Source organism: Nocardiopsis synnemataformans, assembly GCF_965343085.1.
Classification (GTDB): domain Bacteria; phylum Actinomycetota; class Actinomycetes; order Streptosporangiales; family Streptosporangiaceae; genus Nocardiopsis; species Nocardiopsis alborubida.
Map to the genome: position 1 here is coordinate 79,399 of NZ_CBDRFA010000020.1, position 18,948 is coordinate 98,346.

Sequence of the window (18,948 nt, forward strand, 5' to 3'; positions counted from 1 at the left end):
CGGCGAGGGGGACGGCATGGGTGGGAAGAGGTCTTGGCCGGGGGCCGGCGCGAACCCGTCCACCGGGATGGCGCTCGGTGTGCTCCTGGGCGGCGCGCTCGCGGCGTACTTCCTCCTCCAGGTGGCGGTGCAGTTCTCCGGCCACGAACTGCGGTCCGTGGGGGCCGCCTACGGCTGGGCCGGGCAGGAGGGCACCCTGGAGGTCACCGGCTCGGTGAGCACGGGCTTCGGGAGCGACGAGCGGCAATGCGTGGGCGTCTTCCGGCCCGCGGGGGACGGCCCCGCGCGGACCGACGTCAGTCTGTACCTGTCCGGGGCCTGCGAGGAGGGGCGCACCGAGGAGGCCCGCTTCGTCGCGGGCGAGGACACCTGGCTGACGACCACGGCCTACGACCGGGCCTACGCGGACGCGGGGCCGGGCAGCGGGGTCGGCGCGTCGATCATGGCGCTCGTCCTCGTCAACGCCTTCTGCCTCGGGTTCGGTCTGCTGTCCGCCCTGTACTTCCTGAGCTCCGGTTCCGTGCTCCTTCGGCGGTGGTGCCGACGGCGCGCGTCATCGGGTCCCTGAGTCCCACACCGCCCCGGCGCGAGGCGTCGTCCTCGGCCGGGGCGGGAGCGGGCGGGGTGCGGGTTCAGGTCCGGGGCGAGTCCTCCGGGCCACTCCCGGTCGGCACGGGCTCAGCCGGAGCGTCCTCGGGCGGGCGGCGGGCCCAGTAGGTGGCCACGAGCGCGCCGGAGATGTTGTGCCAGACCGAGAACAGGGCGCCGGGCAGGGCGGCGAGCGGCGCGAAGTGGGCCGTCGCCAGGGCCGCGGCGAGCCCGGAGTTCTGCATCCCCACCTCGACGCTGACCGCGCGGCGGGCGGCCTCGGGCAGCTTGGTGACCACACCGACCAGGTAGCCGAGCCCCAGCCCCAGGGAGTTGTGCAGCACCACGGCCAGGGCGACCAGGAGGCCGGTGGAGAGCACGGCGTCGGCGTTGGCGCCCACCACCGCGGCGACCACGACGACGATGCCGATGACGGACACCAGCGGCAGGACGGGCAGGACCCTCTCCACGAACCGGCCAGCGACCATGCGCAGCAGCAGTCCCGCCAGGACCGGGACCAGGACGACCTGGAGGATGGAGACGAACAGGTCACCGGCGGCGACGGGCAGGGTGGAACCGGCGAGACCCAGGACCAGGAGCGGGGTCAGCACGGGGGCGAGCAGCGTGGAGATCGAGGTCATCGCCACCGAGAGGGCCACATCGCCTCGGGCGAGGTAGACGATGACGTTGGAGGCGGTGCCGCCGGGGGCGGAGCCGACCAGGACCATGCCCACCACCAGCAGCGGCGGCAGGCCGAGGGCCTGGGCGATCCCCCAGCCCAGGAGTGGCATGACCGTGTACTGGACCAGGACGCCGAGGATGACGGCCTTGGGGTGCCTGGCGACGATCGCGAAGTCCACGGGGCGCATGGTGAGCCCCATGCCGAACATGATGACCCCGAGCAGCAGGGAGATGTAGGGGGCGAGGAGGGCGGCCTGCCCGGGGGCGGCCAGGCCCACGATCCCTCCGGCGAGGACCAGCAGGGCGAACCACCTGCCGACGAAGTCGGCGACGCGCGTGAGAACTGACATCGAAGGACTACTTCCCGTGGGTGCCCCGGGGCGGCGGGACACCGCTCCCCGGGCGGTCGCCGCCGCGAGGGGTCGGTCGCCGCGCGGCCATGGTAGTCCCCGTGTTCCGGGTGAGCGGTGGTCAGGGCGGGTCCCGGACCGGAAACGGCTCCGCGCCGTGGGGTTCCCCACAGGGCCCCGGTGCCGGAAAGGGTGACGATCCGCCCGGACGGGGAAGAGGCAGTCCATGACCGACATCTCCCCGGACGACGCGGCTGAAGGCAGGACGTACCCCGGCGAGGGCAGGACCGGCCCCCGGGAGTGGCGGTTCGTGTGGCGCCACCGGTACGCCCTCGTGCTGGCCCTGGTCGTGGCGTTGATGGTCGGCGCGTGGGTGGCCCAGAGTTCGGCGCGTCCGCTGTTGTGGGCCGTGGCGGCGCTGGGGGTGGCGGCCCTGGTGTGGTGGTGCCGCATGCGGCTGCGCCTGGCCCGGGAGAGGTGGCGGGTGGCGCGGGTCGACCTGTCGGAGGTCGACCGGATGAGCGGTGTGGAGTTCGAGGAGCACGTCGCGGGGCTGATGCGCACGCACGGCTACACCGCCGTGACGGTGGTCGGCGGAGCCGACGACGGAGGGGTGGACGTGCTGGGCCGGGCGCCGGACGGGCAGGCCGTGGTGGTGCAGTGCAAGCGGTGGAACAGCCCGGTGCCCCCGAACGAGGTCCGCGCCTTCCTCGGCGTCCTCGCCACCGGTTACGAGGGGTACCGGGGGGTGTTCGTGGCCTCGAAAGGCTTCACCGAGGCCGCGGCCCGCGAGGGCGAGGGCCACATGGTGCTGGTGGACCGGGAGCAGCTGGCGCGGTGGATGGGCGGCTCGGGCGCGCCCGAGCCGCCCCGGTCGTGACCGCTCCGAACCCGACCGATTCGGGCATGACCGCTCCGCATCCCGACCGCCCGGGGCGCGACGCTCCGGTTCTGAACGCGGCGGTGGCGTGCGGGCCGGTGTCGGGCCGGACCGCCCCGGCTCGTTCCGGCTGGTCAGACGGCACGGGCGGGCCGGTCAGGTGGCGAGCGCGCGCAGGGGTCCGTCCAGCTCGCGCCGGTAGAAGTCGACGAACCCGTCGGGGTCGGGCCCGGCGTTCTGCATGACCAGGCGGTCGAAGCCCGCGTCGACGTACGCGCGGACGGCCTCGACGTAGCGTTCGGGGTCGGGCCCGCAGGCGAAGTGCCCCAGCACGTCCTCCTCCCGGACCGTGGTGGTGGCGGCCGCGAAGTTGACCGGGTTGGGCAGCTCGCTCATGACCTTCCAGCCGGTCAGGGCCCAGCGGGAGGTCTCCAGGGCCGCCCGCGCGGCGGTGTGCTCGTCCTCGGCCCAGGCCATGGGCACCTCGGCGTAGCGGGGGCCGTCTCCCCCGGCGTCGCGGTAGGCCCGCACGATCGCGGACTTGGGTTCGGTGGCGAACAGCCCGTCGCCGAGTTCGGCGGCGAGCTTGGCCGACTCCCCGCCGCTGGCGGCGACGGCGATCAGCGGCGCCTCCTCAGGCAGGTCGAACACCCGGGCGTCCTCCAACCGCAGGTACTCGCCCTCGTAGGACTGGTAGCCGCCGTTCCACAGCAGGCGGATGATCTCCAGGGCCTCGCGCAGCATGTGGTGGCGCACCTGGACCGCGTCGGGGAACTCCTGGCCGACGACGTGTTCGTTGAGCCGCTCACCGGAGCCGACGCCGAGGACGAAGCGGCCCTTCGAGAGCAGGGACAGGGTCGCGGCGGCCTGGGCGATGATCGCCGGGTGGTAGCGCACGGTCGGGCAGGTCACCCCGGTGGCCAGGCCGATCCGCTCGGTCCTGGTCGCGATGGCGCCGAGCACCGTCCAGGCGAAGGGCGAGTGGCCCTGGTTGTCCAGCCAGGGGTGGTAGTGGTCGCTGATCTCCACGAAGTCGAACCCGGCGCGCTCGGCCAGCTCCGCCTGCCGGACGAGCTCCTCCGGCCCGAAGGCCTCGGCCGCCAGCTTGTACCCGATCTGCATGCGTCTCCCCCGTCCGGTGGCGTCGGGCGCCGGTCCGCGCGCACCGGCGGGCCCGCCCTCGGTCGGACCGGTGGAACAACGCGGGACCTCTGACACCCCTCACCACGCATTACTCACCCAGGGCACCCATACAACTACCGTCCGGGGCGACGAAGGGGTTGCGACACACGCCCGCAGCCGGATCCGGGCGGGACACCGGGGCCGTGCGGTCACGCGTCCGGTCACGGCGCGGCCGCGGGGTTCCACGACGCCCGCACATGGCACGGCGCGGCGCCGTTCAAAGGGAGTCACCAGCCACTTACCAAAAGTGACGGAGGGAGGAAGAATACTTCCCGCCATTCTCAATCTATAGCGCACCCCGGGGCTTGCGGCAAGACCCGGGTCGTGCCGCACAATTTCCCCTCGAAGCCGGAATCCGCAGAAATCCGGGATGCGCGAAAAGCGTGTGCCGTTGTCGGCGCACGGGACGCGCACCGACGTCGGACCGCTGGTGGGATGTGGGGTGCGCTCACGAGTACCCGACGCGGAGACGCGGATGCGCGCCGCCGGAACACGCGGAACGGCTGATGGAGAAGCAGTCTGTTGAACGGGGAATTCATGATTGACGTGATCGTGGTCGGCGGCGGACCGACCGGCCTGATGCTGGCCAGCGAGTTGCGGCTGCACGGCGTGCGCGTGGTCGTGCTGGAGAGGCTGACCGAGCCGACCCGGCAGGCCCGCGCCCTCGGCCTGCACACGCGCAGCGTCGAGGTGATGGACCAGCGCGGCCTGCTGGAGCGGTTCCTCGCGGTCGGTGAGAAGTTCCGGGTCGGCGGCGTTTTCGGCGGCATCACCAAGCCGTGGCCCGACCGGTTGGACACGGCCCACCCGTACGGCCTGGCCATCGAGCAGCCGGTCACCGAGCGGCTGCTCGACGAGCGCGCCCTCGAACTCGGCGCCGACGTCCGGCGCGGCCGCGAACTGGTCGGACTGAGCCAGGACGGGGACGGGGTGACCGTCGAGCTGGCGGACGGTGACCGGCTGCGCTCGCGCTACCTCGTCGGCTGCGACGGCGCCCGCAGCACGGTGCGCAGGCTGCTCGGCGTCGGCTTCCCCGGTGAGCCCGCCAGGGTCGAGACGCTGCTGGGCGAGATGGAGGCGACCGAGGACCCGGCGACGATCGCCGCCGTCGTCGAGAAGGTCCGCAGGACCCAGCTGCGGTTCGGCCTCGCTCCCCTCACGGGCGGAGGCGGGGACGCTGGTGGGAACGGTGACGAGGGCGGGGGCGGGGTGTACCGCGTCGTCGTGCCCGCCGACGGGGTCGCCGAGGACCGCACGAGCGCGCCGGCCCTCGAAGAGTTCAGGCGGCAGCTGCGGGCCCACGCGGGTACCGACTTCGGTGTGCACTCGCCGCGCTGGCTGTCCCGGTTCGGCGACGCCACCCGGCTGGCCGAACGCTACCGGGTCGGCCGGGTGCTGCTGGCCGGGGACGCGGCGCACGTCCACCCGCCCACCGGCGGGCAGGGGCTCAACCTCGGTGTCCAGGACGCGTTCAACCTCGGCTGGAAGCTGGCCGCCGAGGTCAACGGCTGGGCGCCGGAGGGGCTGCTGGACAGCTACCACGCCGAACGGCACCCGGTGGCCGCCGACGTGCTGGACAACACCCGCGCGCAGATCACACTGCTGGGCACCGAGCCGGGTGCGGTCGCGCTGCGGGAACTGCTCTCGAAGCTGATGGACTTCGAGGAGGTGAACCGGTACGTGACCGGGCTCGTCACCGCGACGGACGTTCGCTACGACTTCGGCGAGGGGCACGCGCTGCTCGGCAGGCGGATGCGCGACATCGGTCTGACGCGGGGACGCCTCTACGAGCTGACGCACGGCGGCCGCGGGCTGCTGCTCGACCGGACCGGCCGGCTCTCGGCGGCGGGCTGGGCGGACCGGGTCGACCACGTCCTCGATGTCGGCGACGCCAGCGGGGAGCTGGGCGCGCCCGCCGTGCTGCTGCGGCCGGACGGCCACGTGGCGTGGGCCGGTGCGGACCAGCGGGACCTGCTCGACCGGATGCCGAGGTGGTTCGGGGCCGCCGCGGGCTGAGCGCGCCGGTGACGTGCGGCGAAGGAGCTCCGGTACGGCTGGTAGCCCAGCGCCGGACCGGGTAGTGCGGGGACATGGACGGTACCGAGCACGACCGCTGGATCCAGTTCGTCGGAAACGCCACGGTGCTCATCGGCTGGGACGGCCTCGTGGTGATGACCGACCCCAACTTCCTGCACGAGGGGCAGTGGGCCTACCTGGGGTACGGCCTGGCCACCCGCCGCCGGATCGGCCCCGCCCTGGACGTCTCCGACGTCGGACGGGTCGACGGGATCGTGCTCTCGCACATGCACGGCGACCACTTCGACCGCGTCGCGCGGCGCGGCCTGGACCGGGAGACGCCGATCCTGACCACCGGCCAGGCCGCCCGCCGCCTGGACCGGTGGGGGTTCGGCGCCGCGGTGGGGCTGCGGACCTGGGACGAGGAGACCATCACGCGCGGCCGCACCCGGGTCCGCGTCACCTCGGTCCCCGGACGCCACGGGCCCCGGCTCGCGCACCGGCTGCTGCCGCCGGTCATGGGCAGCATCCTGGAGTTCGGCGCGGTCGGGGAACAGGACGCGTTCCGCGTCTACATCACCGGCGACACCCTGGTCCACGAGGACATCGCGCGGATACCCCAGCAGTACCCGCACATCGACATGGCGCTGCTCCACCTCGGCGGCACGACGCTGCCCGGCGGGATCCTGGTGACCATGGACGACAGGCAGGGGGCCGAGATGGCCCGTCTGGTGGACCCGGCGGTCGCCGCGCCCATCCACTACGACGACTACCGGCGCTTCAAGTCCCCGCTCAGCCGCTTCCTCGACCGCATGGAGGGCCTCGGCTGGGGCGAGCGCGTCCGGCTGCTCCCCCGAGGGCGGCGCGTGCCCCTCTGACCGGGCCGTCCGCTGACCGGGGCCGTCCGCGGCCGCGCGCCGATGCCCGCACCTGGGAAAACCGGTTGCGGGCGCGCGTCACGCCGTGGAAACCTGCCGGGGCGCTCGCGGCGGTGACGGGGCGCGTACGGCGAAACCCCTGTGGAGAGCGGTCTTGGGCTACATCGACGTCAACCAGGTCAGCCACACCCTTCCCGACGGTCGGGTCCTGCTGGACTCGGTGTCCTTCCGCGTCGGCGAGGGGTCCAAGGCGGCGCTGGTGGGGGCCAACGGCGCGGGCAAGAGCACCCTGCTGCGGATCGTGCGCGGCGAGCAGCGCCCCCAGGGCGGCGCGGTCACCCTGGACGGCGAGCTCGGCGTGATGCCGCAGTTCATCGGGCACGTGCGCGACGAGACCACCGTCCACGAACTGCTGGTGTCGGTCTCCCCCGCGCCGGTGCGCGAGGCGCACGCGGACCTGGAGGCGGCCGAGGCGGCCATGATGGTCGACGACGGCGAGAGGACGCAGATGCGCTACGCCGGGGCCATCGCCCGCTACGGCGACGCCGGGGGCTACGACGCCGAGGTCGTGTGGGACCAGTGCTGCACGGCGGCGCTGGGCGCCCCCTACGAGCGCTGCCGGTGGCGCGAGGTGCGCACGCTGTCGGGCGGGGAGCAGAAACGGCTGGTCATCGAGGCCCTGCTGCGGGGCCCGGCGCCGGTGCTGCTGCTGGACGAGCCGGACAACTACCTGGACGTGCCGGGCAAGCGCTGGCTGGAGGAGGCGCTGCTGGCCACCCCCAAGACGGTCCTGTTCGTCTCGCACGACCGGGAGCTGCTGAGCCGGGTCCCGGACCGGATCGTCACGGTCGAGCTGGGCGCCGCGGGCAACACGGCGTGGGTGCACGGGGGCGCGTTCGACACCTACCACGACGCCCGCCGGGAGCGGTTCGCGCGGCTGGACGAGCTGCGGCGGCGCTGGGACGAGGAGCACGCCAAGCTCAGGGCGCTGGTGGTCACCTACAAGCAGAAGGCCGCCTACAACTCCGACATGGCCTCGCGCTACCAGTCGGCCCGGACCCGGCTGCGCAGGTTCGAGGAGGCGGGTCCGCCGCAGAAGCTGCCCCGCGAGCAGAACCTGCGGATGCGGCTGCGCGGGGGCCGGACGGGCAAGCGGGCCCTGGTGTGCGAGGGGCTGGAGCTGACCGGGCTGATGCGCCCGTTCGACCTGGAGGTCTGGTACGGCGAGCGGGTGGCGGTGCTGGGCTCCAACGGGTCGGGCAAGTCGCACTTCCTGCGGCTGGCGGCCGGGGGCGGCAGCGATCCGGAGTCGTCGGTGCTGTCGGAGTCAGTGCTGTCGGAGGAGGGCCGGACGAAGGTACCGCCGGTGGAGCACAGCGGCACGGCGCGGCTGGGCGCGCGCGTGCTGCCGGGCTGGTTCGCGCAGACCCACGAGCACCCCGAGTTCGCGTGCCGCACGCTGCTGGACATCCTGCACCGGGGGCAGGGCACCCGCCGGGGCATGCCCCGCGACGAGGCAGGGCGGGCGCTGGACCGCTACGAGCTGGCACCGGCCGCGGAGCAGACCTTCGACACGCTCTCGGGCGGGCAGCAGGCACGGTTTCAGATCCTGCTGCTGGAGCTGTCGGGGTCGACGATGCTGCTGCTGGACGAGCCCACGGACAACCTGGACGTGGTCTCGGCTGAGGCGCTGGAGTCGGCGCTGGAGGCCTACGACGGCACGATCCTGGCGGTGACGCACGACCGCTGGTTCGCGCGCGGGTTCGACCGGTTCGTGGTGTTCGGCGCGGACGGGGGCGTGTACGAGGCGCCGGAGCCGGTGTGGGACGAGGGGCGGGTACGCCGCGAACGGTAGGGGTTCCTCGGCGCGGAAGGGGGGACGATAGGCTGATAAAAACTGCATAAGCCCCCAGAAGGTCATTGATGCGACATCCCCCGCCGCTCGCCCGTCTCCTGCTCTTGGCCGGGTTGCTCTCCGCGTTCCTGGCCGCGCTGCCGTGGGCACCCGCCCCGGCCCACGCCTCCCCCGACTACGGCACCTCCTCCGCCGAGGCCGGGGCGTTCCACGCCCGCATGCTGGAGGAACACGGCGGCGTGTTCGTGGAGGAGGAACTCGCCGGTGTGCTCGACCGCCGCGAGACCGCCGAGGAGCTGCGCGCCCTGCTGGAGGAGTACGGCGTCACCGTCGACGTGCTGGTCATGGCGGGCCGGGGCGAGTACCTCGCCGCGTACGACCTGGCCTTCGCCATCAGCGTGCACAGCGGCCGTCCCCTCCTCGTCCTTTCCGTGGACAGCCTCCACATCGGCTACGCCAACCTGGGGAAAGCGGGTCTCCACCTGAGCGCCGTGGAGTACGCCATCACCACCGGTGCCTGGTCCGAGCGCCCCGCCGACAGGCTCGAACGCGTGCTGCGCGTGTCCGAGCACCCCGACATGGACGCGCTCGCGGAACAGGCCGATGAGGAGTTCCTCGCCCGCTCCGACGTCGCGCTCGACGAGGGTGAGGAGCGGGACCCCGAAGCCAGGGCCACACTGTTCTGGCGCGAGTACCGGTGGGTGCCGTGGGCCGGGGGCGCCCTGGGCACCGCCTTGACCTACACGGCGGTCGTCGCGGCCCTGCGCTGGTACCGGCACGCGCGTTCATCGCGAAGGGAAGGGCTCACATGAGCCGCACACGTTCGCGGTACGCCCTCCTGACCTGGGTACTGGCCGCCCTGCTCCTGTGCGCGCTCCCCTCCCCCGCGCTCGCGACGGAACCCGACGCGTCCGTCGGGTCCGTCGCGGACGTCACCGACCTCTCCCGGGTGGAACGGATCGCCGGGGAGCTGGAGGACAACCCCCTGTACGTCCACCACGACCTTCGGGACCAGTGGTCGGAGCGCTCCCTGGAGAAAGCTGAGGAGCGCCTGGCCTCCGGACCGCTGGCGGACCTGTCGGTGCGCGTCGTGGTCTACCCGTCGGTCCCCGGGGACGAGAGCGGGGGCCAGCCCACGTTGTTCCTGCACGCCCTGCACGAGGTGTCGGGGCGGGACGGGGTGTACGTGGCGATCACCAGGGACCACCGGGTGGCGTTCGCGACCTTCGACAGCCCCCTGCGGGTTCCCGACGCCGACACCGATGACCTCGGACTCGGCTACGGTGACCGCACCCGCCAGGTCCTGGACCTGCTGGAGGAAGCTCCGCGCGGGCCCTCCGCCTCCAGCGAGCTCACCCAGGACGCCCCGGCCGACGCGGACGAGGCGATCCGGCGCCCGCGCGGCGACGCCGAACGGTTCTGGCTGGCGGCGCTGTTCCCAGGCGTCCTCCTCGGACTGGCGCTCGTGGGCGTGCGCGTCCTCTTCAGCAGGCCCTCGACCTGGCAGCCCCTGCGCTGGCCGCCCCAACCGCTGCGGCCGCTACGGCTGCTCCGTGCTCGGATGGCACGGCTCCGGTCGCGGATCGCGCGGCTGCGGGCCGCCGCCGAGGCCCCGTACAGGGCGAGGTGGGCGCCCAACCGGCCGTGGCGCTGGTGGCTGCGCCTGGTCCTGGGACGCGATCTGCGCCGCCTGCGCCTGCTCATCGAGGCGGCCCCCGCCGACCACCCCGAACGCGCCCGGGCCGTACAGGCCTACGACGCCGCCGGGCTCATCGTCCAGTCCCCGGACCTGCCGCCGCAGGCCACGGTCTGCGCGGTGGTCGTGGCCCGCAACGGCGTCCAGTTGGTGCGCCACCCCCACCTGCCGCTGCGGGAGCCCTGCCAGTTCAACCCGCTGCACGGTGCGGGGAACTTCCGCCTCCGCGAGTACGCCTACCGGAGGCGCCTGACGTGGTGGCAGCTCTGTTCGCGCTGTGCCAGGCGACGGCGTGATCCGCGTTTCGGCCCCCTCACCCCCTCCCTGCCCCTGCTGGTGAACGGAAAGCCCACGCACTACCGCCATGCAGAGGACGTCTGGGCCAAGGCCGTCACCGCTCCCGATTACGCCTTCGCGCGTATCCGCACAGAACTGGAGGTGTGAGCGATGCGAGCGCTCGCCCTGTCCCTGCTGGCCGTCATCGCCGCGCTGTCCGTCCCCGCCCCGGCGGCCCCCGCGCACGCCGACGACACCTGGCGCTACGCCGAGGCCACCGTCTCGTCGGACGATCCCCTCCACGTCGGCCCCAGGCACCGGTTCGCCATGGACGCGCTGGCCGAGGAGGCGCTGCGGGAGCGCCTGGAGGAGGCGGAGGTACCGGTCCACATCGTGATGGTCACCCAGCGGAGCAACCTGGAGGAGTACCCGGCCGCGATGGCGAGGGCCGCCGGTTCCCCCGGGTACTTCTTCGTCATCGGCTGGGACGGGCAGGAGGTGCACGGAGGCCAGTACGGCATGGACGACACCCTCGTCGACGGGCTGGACACGGCACAGATGGCCGCGGCGGTGGTCAACGACGATCCCGAGTGGGCGGAGGCTCCCGCCGCCGAGCGGCTGCACCGGCTCGTGGAGCTGGTCGAGAGCGGCGAGGCCCCCGCGGCCTACCGGGACCTCCGGAACGGCCCCGGCCCCTCCGGGTGGACGCTGGCCCTGGGCGGCGCCGGTGCGGCGGGGGCCGCGGCGGCCCTCTGGACCGGGATCCGCCGATGGTCGCGCCGCCCGGTCCGCGTGGTGCCGCTGACCGAGGTGGTCACCGCCACCGTCGGCCAGGCGCAGCAGGACGAGTACCGTGCCCGGATCGCCGAACGCCTCACCGGCTGCGGGCAGCGGGTGTCCGCGCGCGGGGACTCCTCGGAGGAGGTCCGGCGGGCGCTGGAGGCCTACACCGCCGCGGCCAAGGTGTTCGACTCCGCCGACGACAAGTCCGACCTGGTGGGCGTGCAGGTCCTGCTGGACATGTGCGACGCGGCGCTGGACGGCGAGATCCGACCGTCGCACTGCTTCTTCGACCCGCGCCACACCAGCGGCAAGGCCATGGTCCGGTGGCGGGCACCGGCCTCGTTCGACTCGGTGAGGGTCCTGGCGTGCCGCGAGTGCCGCAAGGCCGTCAGGGGGCACCGCACTCCGCCGTCGGTCCTGGACTCCACCGGCGGACGCCCGCTGCCCTACTACTCCGTGCCGCCGGAGCGCAGCGTGTGGGCGGCGACCGGGTACGGAACCCTGGTCTCGGACCTGCCCGCGCGGATCATGCGCGGTGAGCACCGCGGATAGGGCGGTGGCCGCGAAGGTTCACCGGCCCACCCCCTCGCGCCGTGATCTCGTACCTGTGGCGAGGCTCGGCGCTCCAACCTCGCTGAGACGCAGTTTAGGGACCTCCCGTCACACCGGGAACACTTTCGGTCGGCCCGCTACCCGACGGGCAGTTCGATGTCGACCATGGCCGAGCACTCCTCCAGGCAGCCGCCCACCGTGAGTGTGCCGCCGGGTTCCGCCTCGGGGAAGAGGAACGCGGCGTGGGTGCCCTCCCCGCCGTCGAGCGCGTAGCGCCCCACCGCCTCGCTCGCCCGGCGCTCGCCGCCGTCGCCCCGACCGTCACCGCCGCCGCTCCCGCCTCCCGCGTAGGAGGCCTGGAGCAGGTCGAGGCTGACGTCGTCGTCGGTGGTGAACTCCACCGTCACCGCCAGGGGCTCGTCGGGTGCGGCGCGGTAGGCGGTCAGCAGCCGGGCGCGCACCCCCTCGGACTCGTCCGTCACGTCCTCGGCGACCAGCAGGCCGGGGCCCGGATCGCGGCCGTCCACGCGAAGGTCGGTGAGCAGGCCGTCCTCGGCGGTGAAGCCGCCGTAGACGACGCAGGCCGGTGCGGCGTCCGGTTCGGCGTCCGGATCACCGCCGGGGCACAGTTCGTAGCCGTCCGGGGTGTGCCCGACCTCGGCGTTCCAGGCGGGGCGGCCCTCGTCGGCCCAGGCCTGGGCGACCGCCGCCTGGTGGAGGAGGTAGGCGCGGGCGGCGGAGTCCTCGGCGGTGCGGGGCAGCCCCTCGCGCATCCGTTCGGGGTTCCCGGCCCGGGCCAGGGCGTCCACGTACTCCGCCACGGTCCTTCCCGCCGCCGCCACCGCGCGCGCGTCCTCCCCACCGGTTCCGGCGAGGGGGGCGTGCGGGGAGGGCCTGCCCCGGGGCTCGGCGCTCGGGGCCGCGGACCGCTCGGGCCCGCGCGTCGCGCCGTCGGCGTCCGGCTGTCCGGGCCGGGGCCCGGGCAGGTCGGTGGGCTGGACCGTCCGCCCCTCCCCCGCTCCCTCCCCGGCCGGGGCCGCGTCCCGCGGCGCCCCGCAGCCGGAGGTGACGATCAGGGCCAGGGCCGCGGCGGCGGCCAGCCTGGTCGGCGTCATGTCCGTATCTCCCCCCGTGAGGACCGGCGGCCAGCCGAGCCTACGGCCGGGAGGCGTCAACACGGGGGTCGCACAACGTAAGGACTTCTTGGCGCGGGGGCCGTCCCGGGACCCCGGCGGGCCCCGGGACACGGTGGGGAGGCCGCTCCCGGGGCCGCACGGCACGCGACGCGGGCCGCACGACGCGGGCCGCGCGCCGTGCGGCCCGGCGGTCAGGGACGCAGCAGCACGGGCAGTTCCTGGAGGCTGTTGACGATGATCGAGGGGTGGTTGCGCAGCTCCCCGTCGGGGACCGCCAGCTCCAGGTCGGGGTAGCGCTCGAAGAGCATCGGCAGGGCGATCCGCCCCTCCATGCGGGCCAGGGTCGCGCCGGGGCACACGTGCGGCCCGTACCCGAAGGAGATGTGGCGGCCCCCGGAGCGGGTGAGGTCGAAGGCGTCGGGGTGGGGGTCGTCACCGTGCTCGGCCCGGTCGCGGCTGACCGCCCCGTAGGAGACCATGAGCGCCTCCCCCTTGCGGATCGTGCTCCCGGCGGCCTCGACGTCCTCTGTGGCGAACCGGAAGATCATGTTGGAGGTGGGCGGGTCGTAGCGCAGCGTCTCCTCCACGACCGCGTCCCAGCCGACCTTGCCCTCCTTGACCAGGGCGAACTGGTCGGGGTGGGCGAGCAGGGCGCGCACGGCGTTGGACAGCAGGTTGACGGTGGTCTCGTGCCCCGCGGCCACGGTGACCTGGAGGGTGCCGCGCACCTCCAGGTCGGTGAGGGCGTCGCCGTTCTCGTCCGCCCGGAGGAGTTCGCTGGTCAGGTCGTGCCCGGGCCGGGCGCGCCTGTCGGCGACCATGTCGTCGTAGTACTTCTCCAGGGTGGCGTAGACCTCCACGAACTCCTCGGGTCCGGTGACCGAGGAGAAGAACTTCACGTACAGCTCACGCAGGCGGTCGAACTCGCTCCGGTCCACCCCGTACAGCTCGCCGATGACGTTCATCGGCAACTGGAAGGCGAACTCCGACTTCAGGTCCAGGGGTTCGTGCGCGCGGGGCTCCATGGCGTCGAGCAGTTCGGCGGTGAGCTCACGGATGCGCGGGCGCAGGCGCTCGACGCTGCGCGCGGAGAAGGCCCGGGCGGTGAGCAGGCGCAGCCTGCGGTGCTCGGCCCCGTCGGTGCCCAGGAGGTTGGTGGGGGTCGGCGGGATGGTACTGAGCAGCGGCCAGGCCTCGGGGATACGGCCGCTCTGGTAGTCGTCCCAGTGGGCGACGTCCTTGACCAGGCGGGGGTCGGTGAGCAGCGCGCGGGCGGCCTCGTGGTGGGTGACGGCCCAGGCGGTCACGCCGCCCGGCAGCTCGACCCGGGTGAGGGGCCCGGCGGCGTACAGGGCCTCGCGCTCGGCGCGCAGGTCGGTGACGTGGGGGTCCAGGACCACGGTGCCGTGGGGGTCGTGCTGAACGGGGCAGGGCATCAGATCGCTCCCAGGGGCGGTACGGGGGTGAAGGCCACGGGCAGTGAGGCGACGCCCCGCACCCAGGGCGAGGGGCGCCATCGCAGTTCGGAGGGGTCGACGGCCAGTTCGAGGTCGGGCAGCCGGTCCATGAGGACCTCGATGCCGGTCACCGCGATGATCTCGGCGATCTCCTGGGCCGGGTAGGGACAGGAGTGCTCGCCATGGGAGAAGGACAGGTGGGCGTGGTTGCCCCGGTCACCGGAGGTGGGGACCGCGGAACGCACGCGCGGGTCGGTGTTGGCCCCCGCCAGCCCGAGCAGCACCAGGTCCCCCCGGCGGATGAGCTGTCCGTCCAGCTCCACGTCGTGGGCGGCGAAGCGGCCCGCGTGGACCTGCGTGGGGGTGTCCTCCCACAGGACCTCGTTGAGGGCCTCCCGGGCGCTGTGGCGGGCGCCCGCGAGGGAGGAGGCGAAGTGGTCGTCGGTGAGCATCAGGCGCAGCGCGTTGCCCAGCCACTCGCCGGTGGGCTGGTTGCCGCCCCCGAGCAGGACGACCAGCTCGGGGACCGCCTCCTCGTCGGTGTAGCCCGCGGGGTGGGCGAGCAGGCGCGAGACCACGTCGGACCCGGGTTCGGCGCGCCGTCGGGCGACGAGTTCGGCCATGGCGGCCAGGAGGGCGCGCTGGGCCTCCAACGCCTGGGACCCGCCGTCGATCATGGTGGTCATGAGGGAGGCGACGTGGTCGCCCCGCTCGTCGTCCAGCCCGTAAAGCCAGCTCAGCACCAGGGCTGGCAGGCGCGCCGTGTAGGAGGGGCGCAGGTCCGTCCCGGTCGAGGCGCAGAACCCGTCGACGAGGCGGTCGGCCAGGCGTGCGGTGACCGCGCGCAGCTCGTGCGGGTCGGTCCCGGCGAGGGCGTCACCGACCGCGCCGGCGCGCCTGCGGTGCTCGTCCCCTTCCGAGTACAGGACCGTGGGCAGTTGCATCACCAGCGGCAGCAGCGGCCAGTCCTGCGGCACCCGGTCCCAGGCGTTCCACCGGTGCGAGGCGCGCGCGAACACCTCGGGGGTGCTGAGCACGTGGTGCAGCTCGCGGTAGCCGATGACCAGCCACGCGGGCACGTCGCCCTCCAGGAACACGGGCACCACCGAACCGTGCTCGGCGCGCATGGCCCGGTAGAGGCCGCCGGGATCGTCCCGGAAGCCGGGGCCGTGGAGGTGGACCGGACAGGCGTGGGGGCCGTTCACCGGGCGCCTCCCGTGACCAGGGCGCGGACGTGGCCGACCAACGCGATGAGGACCTGTTTGGCCGAGTCGCGCGAGCGCGCGTCGCAGCGCAGCAGGGGGACGGAGGCGTCCAGGTCCAAGGCGGCGCGCACCTTCTCCAGGCTGTGACCGGCACCGCCGAAGTCGTTGTGGGCCACGACGAAGGGGGTGCCCTGAGCCTCCAGGCGGTCGATGGCGTAGAAGGAGTCCTCCAGGCGGCGGGTGTCGACCAGGACGACCGCGCCCAGGGCTCCGGAGAACAGGCGGTCCCACAGGAACCAGAAGCGCTCCTGGCCCGGGGCGCCGAAGACGTAGAGCACCGAGGTGGCGTCCAGGGTGATGCGGCCGAAGTCGAAGGCGACGGTGGTGGCGCGTTTGGCCTCCACCCCGTCCACGTCGTCGACCCCGTGCCCCGCCCGGGTCATGGTCTCCTCGGTGCTGAGCGGGCGGATCTCGCTGACCGAGCGGACCAGGGTGGTCTTGCCGACCCCGAAGCCGCCCACGACCGCGATCTTGAGGGCGTACTCGGCGGTGTCGGGCAGCGGGACGCGGGCGGCGTCGCGGGCGGGGTCCGCGGAGGCGGCCGGGGGCGGGGCCGCGGGGGGATCAGAGGTTGTGGAGTGCAACGAGCACCTTCTCCAACACGTCCGGGGAGGCGAGGGGTTGGGCCGGCGAGGGCGCGGGCCGGGGGTGGCGCGCGGTGACCAGGCCGGTGTCGAGGAGGTCGGTGACCAGGATGCGCACGATCGCCACGGGCAGGCGCAGGTGGGCGGAGATCTCCACCACCGCCGTCGGGCCGCGGCACAGCCGCAGGATCCGGGCGTGCTCGGACTGCATGCCGGGGGCGGGCCCGCTCTCGGCCACGATGAGGGTCACCGCGTCCAGGGACTCGTCGGCCCCGCCGCTGCGGCCCGAGGTGATGACGTAGAGGCGGTCGGGCCCCTCCTGGTGGTGCGGGCGGGTCATACCGGTCCCGTGACGGCGCGGGGCGGGGTGGTCAGGTGCTCGCCCATCTGCTCGACCAGCTCGTTCATGTTGTGGCCGACCAGGCCGGGTTCGGCCTCCTCGGAGGTGATGACGGCCAGGTGGGCACCGTGTCCGGCCTCGACGATGAAGAGCAGGCCGCCGTAGAACTCGGCCATGGCCTGGCGGACGCCGCCCGCCCCGTCCCCGAACTCCACCGAGGCGCTGTGCGCCAGGCTCTGCACCCCGGCGGCGATCGCGGCGAGGTGGTCGGCGCTGTCGGCGCGCAGGCCGGAGCTGTGGCACAGCTTGAGCCCGTCGCGGGAGAGCACGAGGGCGTGGCGGGTGCCGGGCGTGCGTTCCAGGAGGCCTTCGAGGAGCCAGGTCAGCTTGTCGAGGTCCATCATGCGTCCTTGTCGGTCGGGCCGCGCACCGCGGAGCGGAACTCGCCGAAGCCCCTCGCCACGGCGGCGGGGTTGCTCGTGCGCGGTGCGGGCCTGGTGTTCTCGGCCGCCGCGAGGGTCCGGCCGCGGCGGCGCCGGGGCAGTCCGCCGACGTCCTCGGCGGTGGTCTCCGCCTCGGCCGGAGCGGCCGGGACGGGCGTGGGGGTGGTCCGGGGTTCCCGTGCGGTCTCGGGCGGGGACGCCGGGGGGTCGGGGACCGCGGGCGCGGGGAGGGGTTTGACGAGCTTGCGGGGCAGCAGGAGGACGACCGCGGTGCCGCCCCGGGAGGAGGAGCGGAAGGACACCGACAGGCCGTAGCGGTGGGCGATCTGGCCGACGACCGAGAGGCCCAGGCGGGTTCCGGAGATGGCGGCCAGGTCCAGGCCGTTCTCGACGGTGCGGCGGGCGCGGCGCAGGGCCTCCTCCCCCATGACCAGGCCGCCGTCCTCGACCATGACCGCGATCCCGGCCTGGACCTCCTCCACGTGGACGTGGACCTCGGCAGTGGGCGGGGAGAACCTGGTGGCGTTGTCCAGGATCTCGGCCAGGGCGTGGATGACGCCCTCGGCGGCGAACCCGGCGACCGCCTGTGTGGAGGCGTTGTGCACGCGTACGCGCTGGTAGGCGCCGATGCGGGCCATGGCGCCGCGGACGACGCTCTCCATGCCGATGGCCCGGCCCCAGCGGCGGCCGGAGCGGGCCCCGGTGAGGACGGCGATGCTGTCGGCGATGCGTCCGGTCTGGGCGGTGCTGTGGTCCAGGTGCATGAGGTCACCGAGGATGTCGGCGTTCGCGTCGCCGTCGCCGTGGCGCTCCTGCATCCGGCGCAGGTCGGCGAGCATGGTGGTGCTCAGAGCCTGGACGCGCCCGGCGGCGGTGGCGCAGGCGGCCATCGCGGCCGAGCGCCGGCGTTCGGCCGCGGCGATCTCGGTGGCGACGGCCCGCAGGACGGCGCGGCCCCCGTGGTCGGCGGGAAGGGGCAGGGCGCGCAGGACGGTGTCGGCGGAGTCACCCGCGCGCAGGCGCCGGGCCAGGAGGGGCAGGTGCTCGTCGGCCAGGGAGGCGCTGTCGGCGCGCAGCGCGTCGAGCCGGGCGCCCAGGTCGCGGATCCGCCGGTCGCGCTGGTTGAGCAGCACCGCGAGGACCAGCAGGAGCAGGAGGAGGACCGCGAAGGCGGCCAGGACGGGCAGGGTCCGGGCCTCGGGCACGGCCCACAGGAGCACGGCCCAGAAGGGCAGCGCCGCGAGCGGGAGGAGGAGCCAGCGCGGCGCGGACAGCCACGCGGGCAGGGCTCCTCGAGGAAGGGGGGTCTCAGCAGTCATGGGGCTCCACGTCCAGCCGCGCCGTCGCTCCTGGTTCCGGCACGGGCGGACGCACCGAAGGGGACATTTCCGGCACACTGGGCACACCCAAAGGAAGGGGACGAATTTCCCCAACCTCAGCTTTTCGGTGTACGGCGAGTCAACATACCACCAGATACCTCGGGCGGCCATGTCGGCATAATGAATCCTTATCGCACATGGGGGGACGGAGAGCGGGATTCCCTACCACAGCGTGCGTTCCGGAGAGTGATAATCCACAGGGCGAGAAGGCCCGACCCTTTCCGGAAGCCATTGTCGGGCGCGCGCCTTTTCCAGTCGTGAACTGCGGGAACCGTGCGGTGACGGGTCCGGAGGGAAGCGCGGTAAGGGTGGACACAGTGTGACGGGTGGGGTTCAGGCGAGACGCCCGCGGTCGTGGGTGGCGGCTGGCGGACCGCGCGGCCGTTGATTCGGTCGCGGAGGCGAGGCGCCCTCCCCCACCAGGGAGGAGGGTGTGCCGGGAAGGCGAAAGCAGCACTTAGCGGACGTTTTTCGCCTCTGGCGGGCGTATATAGAGACACACCCGAAACAGCCAGCCTGGAGTGTCCCAGGTCACATGTGCCACACTCGGCGCACCGGACGATGTTTTGGGATCGGGGTGGCCCCCGGGCGCCGGAGGTGGTTCGAC

The 18,948-nt window shown here is 73.6% G+C and carries 17 protein-coding genes; 8 read left to right on the forward strand and 9 right to left on the reverse strand.

Going from position 1 to position 18,948, the window contains the following annotated elements:
• Positions 1-16 precede the first annotated feature (16 nt).
• A complete protein-coding gene (locus tag ACSIH6_RS13905) occupies positions 17-568 on the forward strand; it encodes a hypothetical protein (protein ID WP_435108690.1) in 552 nt (183 codons plus the stop codon).
• Between the two features lie 64 nt (positions 569-632).
• On the opposite strand, the gene ACSIH6_RS13910 is transcribed toward ACSIH6_RS13905, so the two are convergent.
• On the reverse strand, positions 633-1,619 hold the full coding sequence (locus tag ACSIH6_RS13910) for a bile acid:sodium symporter family protein (RefSeq protein WP_435108691.1): 987 nt from the start codon (positions 1,617-1,619) through the stop codon (positions 633-635).
• 226 nt (positions 1,620-1,845) lie between these two features.
• Between ACSIH6_RS13910 and ACSIH6_RS13915 the strand changes: the two genes are divergently transcribed.
• Complete coding sequence (locus ACSIH6_RS13915; RefSeq protein WP_435108692.1) at positions 1,846-2,499, forward strand: restriction endonuclease; 654 nt, start codon at positions 1,846-1,848, stop codon at positions 2,497-2,499.
• 156 nt (positions 2,500-2,655) lie between these two features.
• Here the strand turns inward: ACSIH6_RS13915 and ACSIH6_RS13920 are convergent, their stop codons facing one another.
• Entirely contained in the window at positions 2,656-3,621 is a 966-nt protein-coding gene (locus ACSIH6_RS13920; protein WP_435108693.1) for a TIGR03557 family F420-dependent LLM class oxidoreductase, read from the reverse strand.
• 597 nt (positions 3,622-4,218) lie between these two features.
• Here ACSIH6_RS13920 and rox point away from each other — a divergent pair.
• From rox to ACSIH6_RS13950, 6 genes are all read left to right on the forward strand, one after another.
• Entirely contained in the window at positions 4,219-5,697 is a 1,479-nt protein-coding gene (gene rox, locus ACSIH6_RS13925) for a rifampin monooxygenase (RefSeq protein ID WP_435108694.1), read from the forward strand.
• 74 nt (positions 5,698-5,771) lie between these two features.
• A complete protein-coding gene (locus ACSIH6_RS13930) occupies positions 5,772-6,575 on the forward strand; it encodes an MBL fold metallo-hydrolase (RefSeq protein ID WP_435108695.1) in 804 nt (267 codons plus the stop codon).
• Between the two features lie 154 nt (positions 6,576-6,729).
• Entirely contained in the window at positions 6,730-8,430 is a 1,701-nt protein-coding gene (locus ACSIH6_RS13935; RefSeq protein WP_435108696.1) for an ABC-F family ATP-binding cassette domain-containing protein, read from the forward strand.
• 68 nt (positions 8,431-8,498) lie between these two features.
• A complete protein-coding gene (locus tag ACSIH6_RS13940) occupies positions 8,499-9,242 on the forward strand; it encodes a hypothetical protein (protein ID WP_435108697.1) in 744 nt (247 codons plus the stop codon).
• Positions 9,239-10,570 carry a hypothetical protein gene (locus ACSIH6_RS13945; protein WP_435108698.1) on the forward strand — a complete coding sequence of 444 codons (1,332 nt, stop codon included), beginning with the start codon at positions 9,239-9,241 and terminating at the stop codon, positions 10,568-10,570. The genes ACSIH6_RS13940 and ACSIH6_RS13945 overlap by 4 nt, the downstream gene beginning before the upstream one ends.
• A gap of 3 nt (positions 10,571-10,573) precedes the next feature.
• Complete coding sequence (locus ACSIH6_RS13950; RefSeq protein ID WP_435108699.1) at positions 10,574-11,737, forward strand: hypothetical protein; 1,164 nt, start codon at positions 10,574-10,576, stop codon at positions 11,735-11,737.
• 137 nt (positions 11,738-11,874) lie between these two features.
• On the opposite strand, the gene ACSIH6_RS13955 is transcribed toward ACSIH6_RS13950, so the two are convergent.
• From ACSIH6_RS13955 to ACSIH6_RS13985, 7 genes are all read right to left on the reverse strand, one after another.
• The gene (locus ACSIH6_RS13955) at positions 11,875-12,852 is read right to left on the reverse strand and encodes a hypothetical protein (protein ID WP_435108700.1); all 978 of its coding nucleotides are present in this window, start codon (positions 12,850-12,852) and stop codon (positions 11,875-11,877) included.
• A gap of 212 nt (positions 12,853-13,064) precedes the next feature.
• Positions 13,065-14,309, reverse strand: coding sequence for a cytochrome P450 family protein (locus ACSIH6_RS13960; protein ID WP_435108701.1), 1,245 nt, complete (start codon positions 14,307-14,309; stop codon positions 13,065-13,067).
• Positions 14,309-15,535, reverse strand: a complete 1,227-nt coding sequence (locus tag ACSIH6_RS13965) for a cytochrome P450 (protein ID WP_435108702.1) — start codon at positions 15,533-15,535, stop codon at positions 14,309-14,311. The genes ACSIH6_RS13960 and ACSIH6_RS13965 overlap by 1 nt, the downstream gene beginning before the upstream one ends.
• Positions 15,532-16,179 (reverse strand): GTP-binding protein, encoded by a 648-nt coding sequence (locus ACSIH6_RS13970; protein WP_435108703.1) that lies wholly within the window; start codon positions 16,177-16,179, stop codon positions 15,532-15,534. Before ACSIH6_RS13970 ends, ACSIH6_RS13965 begins: the two co-directional genes overlap by 4 nt.
• Positions 16,160-16,519: a DUF742 domain-containing protein gene (locus ACSIH6_RS13975; RefSeq protein WP_435108704.1), complete on the reverse strand. Its 360-nt coding sequence runs from the start codon at positions 16,517-16,519 to the stop codon at positions 16,160-16,162. The genes ACSIH6_RS13970 and ACSIH6_RS13975 overlap by 20 nt, the downstream gene beginning before the upstream one ends.
• Positions 16,516-16,920 carry a roadblock/LC7 domain-containing protein gene (locus ACSIH6_RS13980; RefSeq protein ID WP_435108726.1) on the reverse strand — a complete coding sequence of 135 codons (405 nt, stop codon included), beginning with the start codon at positions 16,918-16,920 and terminating at the stop codon, positions 16,516-16,518. The genes ACSIH6_RS13975 and ACSIH6_RS13980 overlap by 4 nt, the downstream gene beginning before the upstream one ends.
• Positions 16,920-18,281, reverse strand: coding sequence for an ATP-binding protein (locus ACSIH6_RS13985; RefSeq protein WP_435108705.1), 1,362 nt, complete (start codon positions 18,279-18,281; stop codon positions 16,920-16,922). Before ACSIH6_RS13985 ends, ACSIH6_RS13980 begins: the two co-directional genes overlap by 1 nt.
• Positions 18,282-18,948: the final 667 nt, after the last annotated feature.

Excerpts from the sequence above, each read along its gene's own strand:
- ACSIH6_RS13955 (WP_435108700.1), bottom strand. The coding sequence starts at position 12,852 with ATGACGCCGACCAGGCTGGCCGCCGCCGCGGCCCTGGCCCTGATCGTC.
- rox (WP_435108694.1), top strand. The coding sequence starts at position 4,219 with ATGATTGACGTGATCGTGGTCGGCGGCGGACCGACCGGCCTGATGCTG.
- ACSIH6_RS13920 (WP_435108693.1), bottom strand. The coding sequence starts at position 3,621 with ATGCAGATCGGGTACAAGCTGGCGGCCGAGGCCTTCGGGCCGGAGGAG.
- ACSIH6_RS13930 (WP_435108695.1), top strand. The coding sequence starts at position 5,772 with ATGGACGGTACCGAGCACGACCGCTGGATCCAGTTCGTCGGAAACGCC.
- ACSIH6_RS13915 (WP_435108692.1), top strand. The coding sequence starts at position 1,846 with ATGACCGACATCTCCCCGGACGACGCGGCTGAAGGCAGGACGTACCCC.
- ACSIH6_RS13980 (WP_435108726.1), bottom strand. The coding sequence starts at position 16,920 with ATGGACCTCGACAAGCTGACCTGGCTCCTCGAAGGCCTCCTGGAACGC.
- ACSIH6_RS13910 (WP_435108691.1), bottom strand. The coding sequence starts at position 1,619 with ATGTCAGTTCTCACGCGCGTCGCCGACTTCGTCGGCAGGTGGTTCGCC.
- ACSIH6_RS13960 (WP_435108701.1), bottom strand. The coding sequence starts at position 14,309 with ATGCCCTGCCCCGTTCAGCACGACCCCCACGGCACCGTGGTCCTGGAC.
- ACSIH6_RS13940 (WP_435108697.1), top strand. The coding sequence starts at position 8,499 with ATGCGACATCCCCCGCCGCTCGCCCGTCTCCTGCTCTTGGCCGGGTTG.
- ACSIH6_RS13950 (WP_435108699.1), top strand. The coding sequence starts at position 10,574 with ATGCGAGCGCTCGCCCTGTCCCTGCTGGCCGTCATCGCCGCGCTGTCC.
- ACSIH6_RS13945 (WP_435108698.1), top strand. The coding sequence starts at position 9,239 with ATGAGCCGCACACGTTCGCGGTACGCCCTCCTGACCTGGGTACTGGCC.
- ACSIH6_RS13905 (WP_435108690.1), top strand. The coding sequence starts at position 17 with ATGGGTGGGAAGAGGTCTTGGCCGGGGGCCGGCGCGAACCCGTCCACC.
- ACSIH6_RS13985 (WP_435108705.1), bottom strand. The coding sequence starts at position 18,281 with ATGACTGCTGAGACCCCCCTTCCTCGAGGAGCCCTGCCCGCGTGGCTG.
- ACSIH6_RS13975 (WP_435108704.1), bottom strand. The coding sequence starts at position 16,519 with ATGACCCGCCCGCACCACCAGGAGGGGCCCGACCGCCTCTACGTCATC.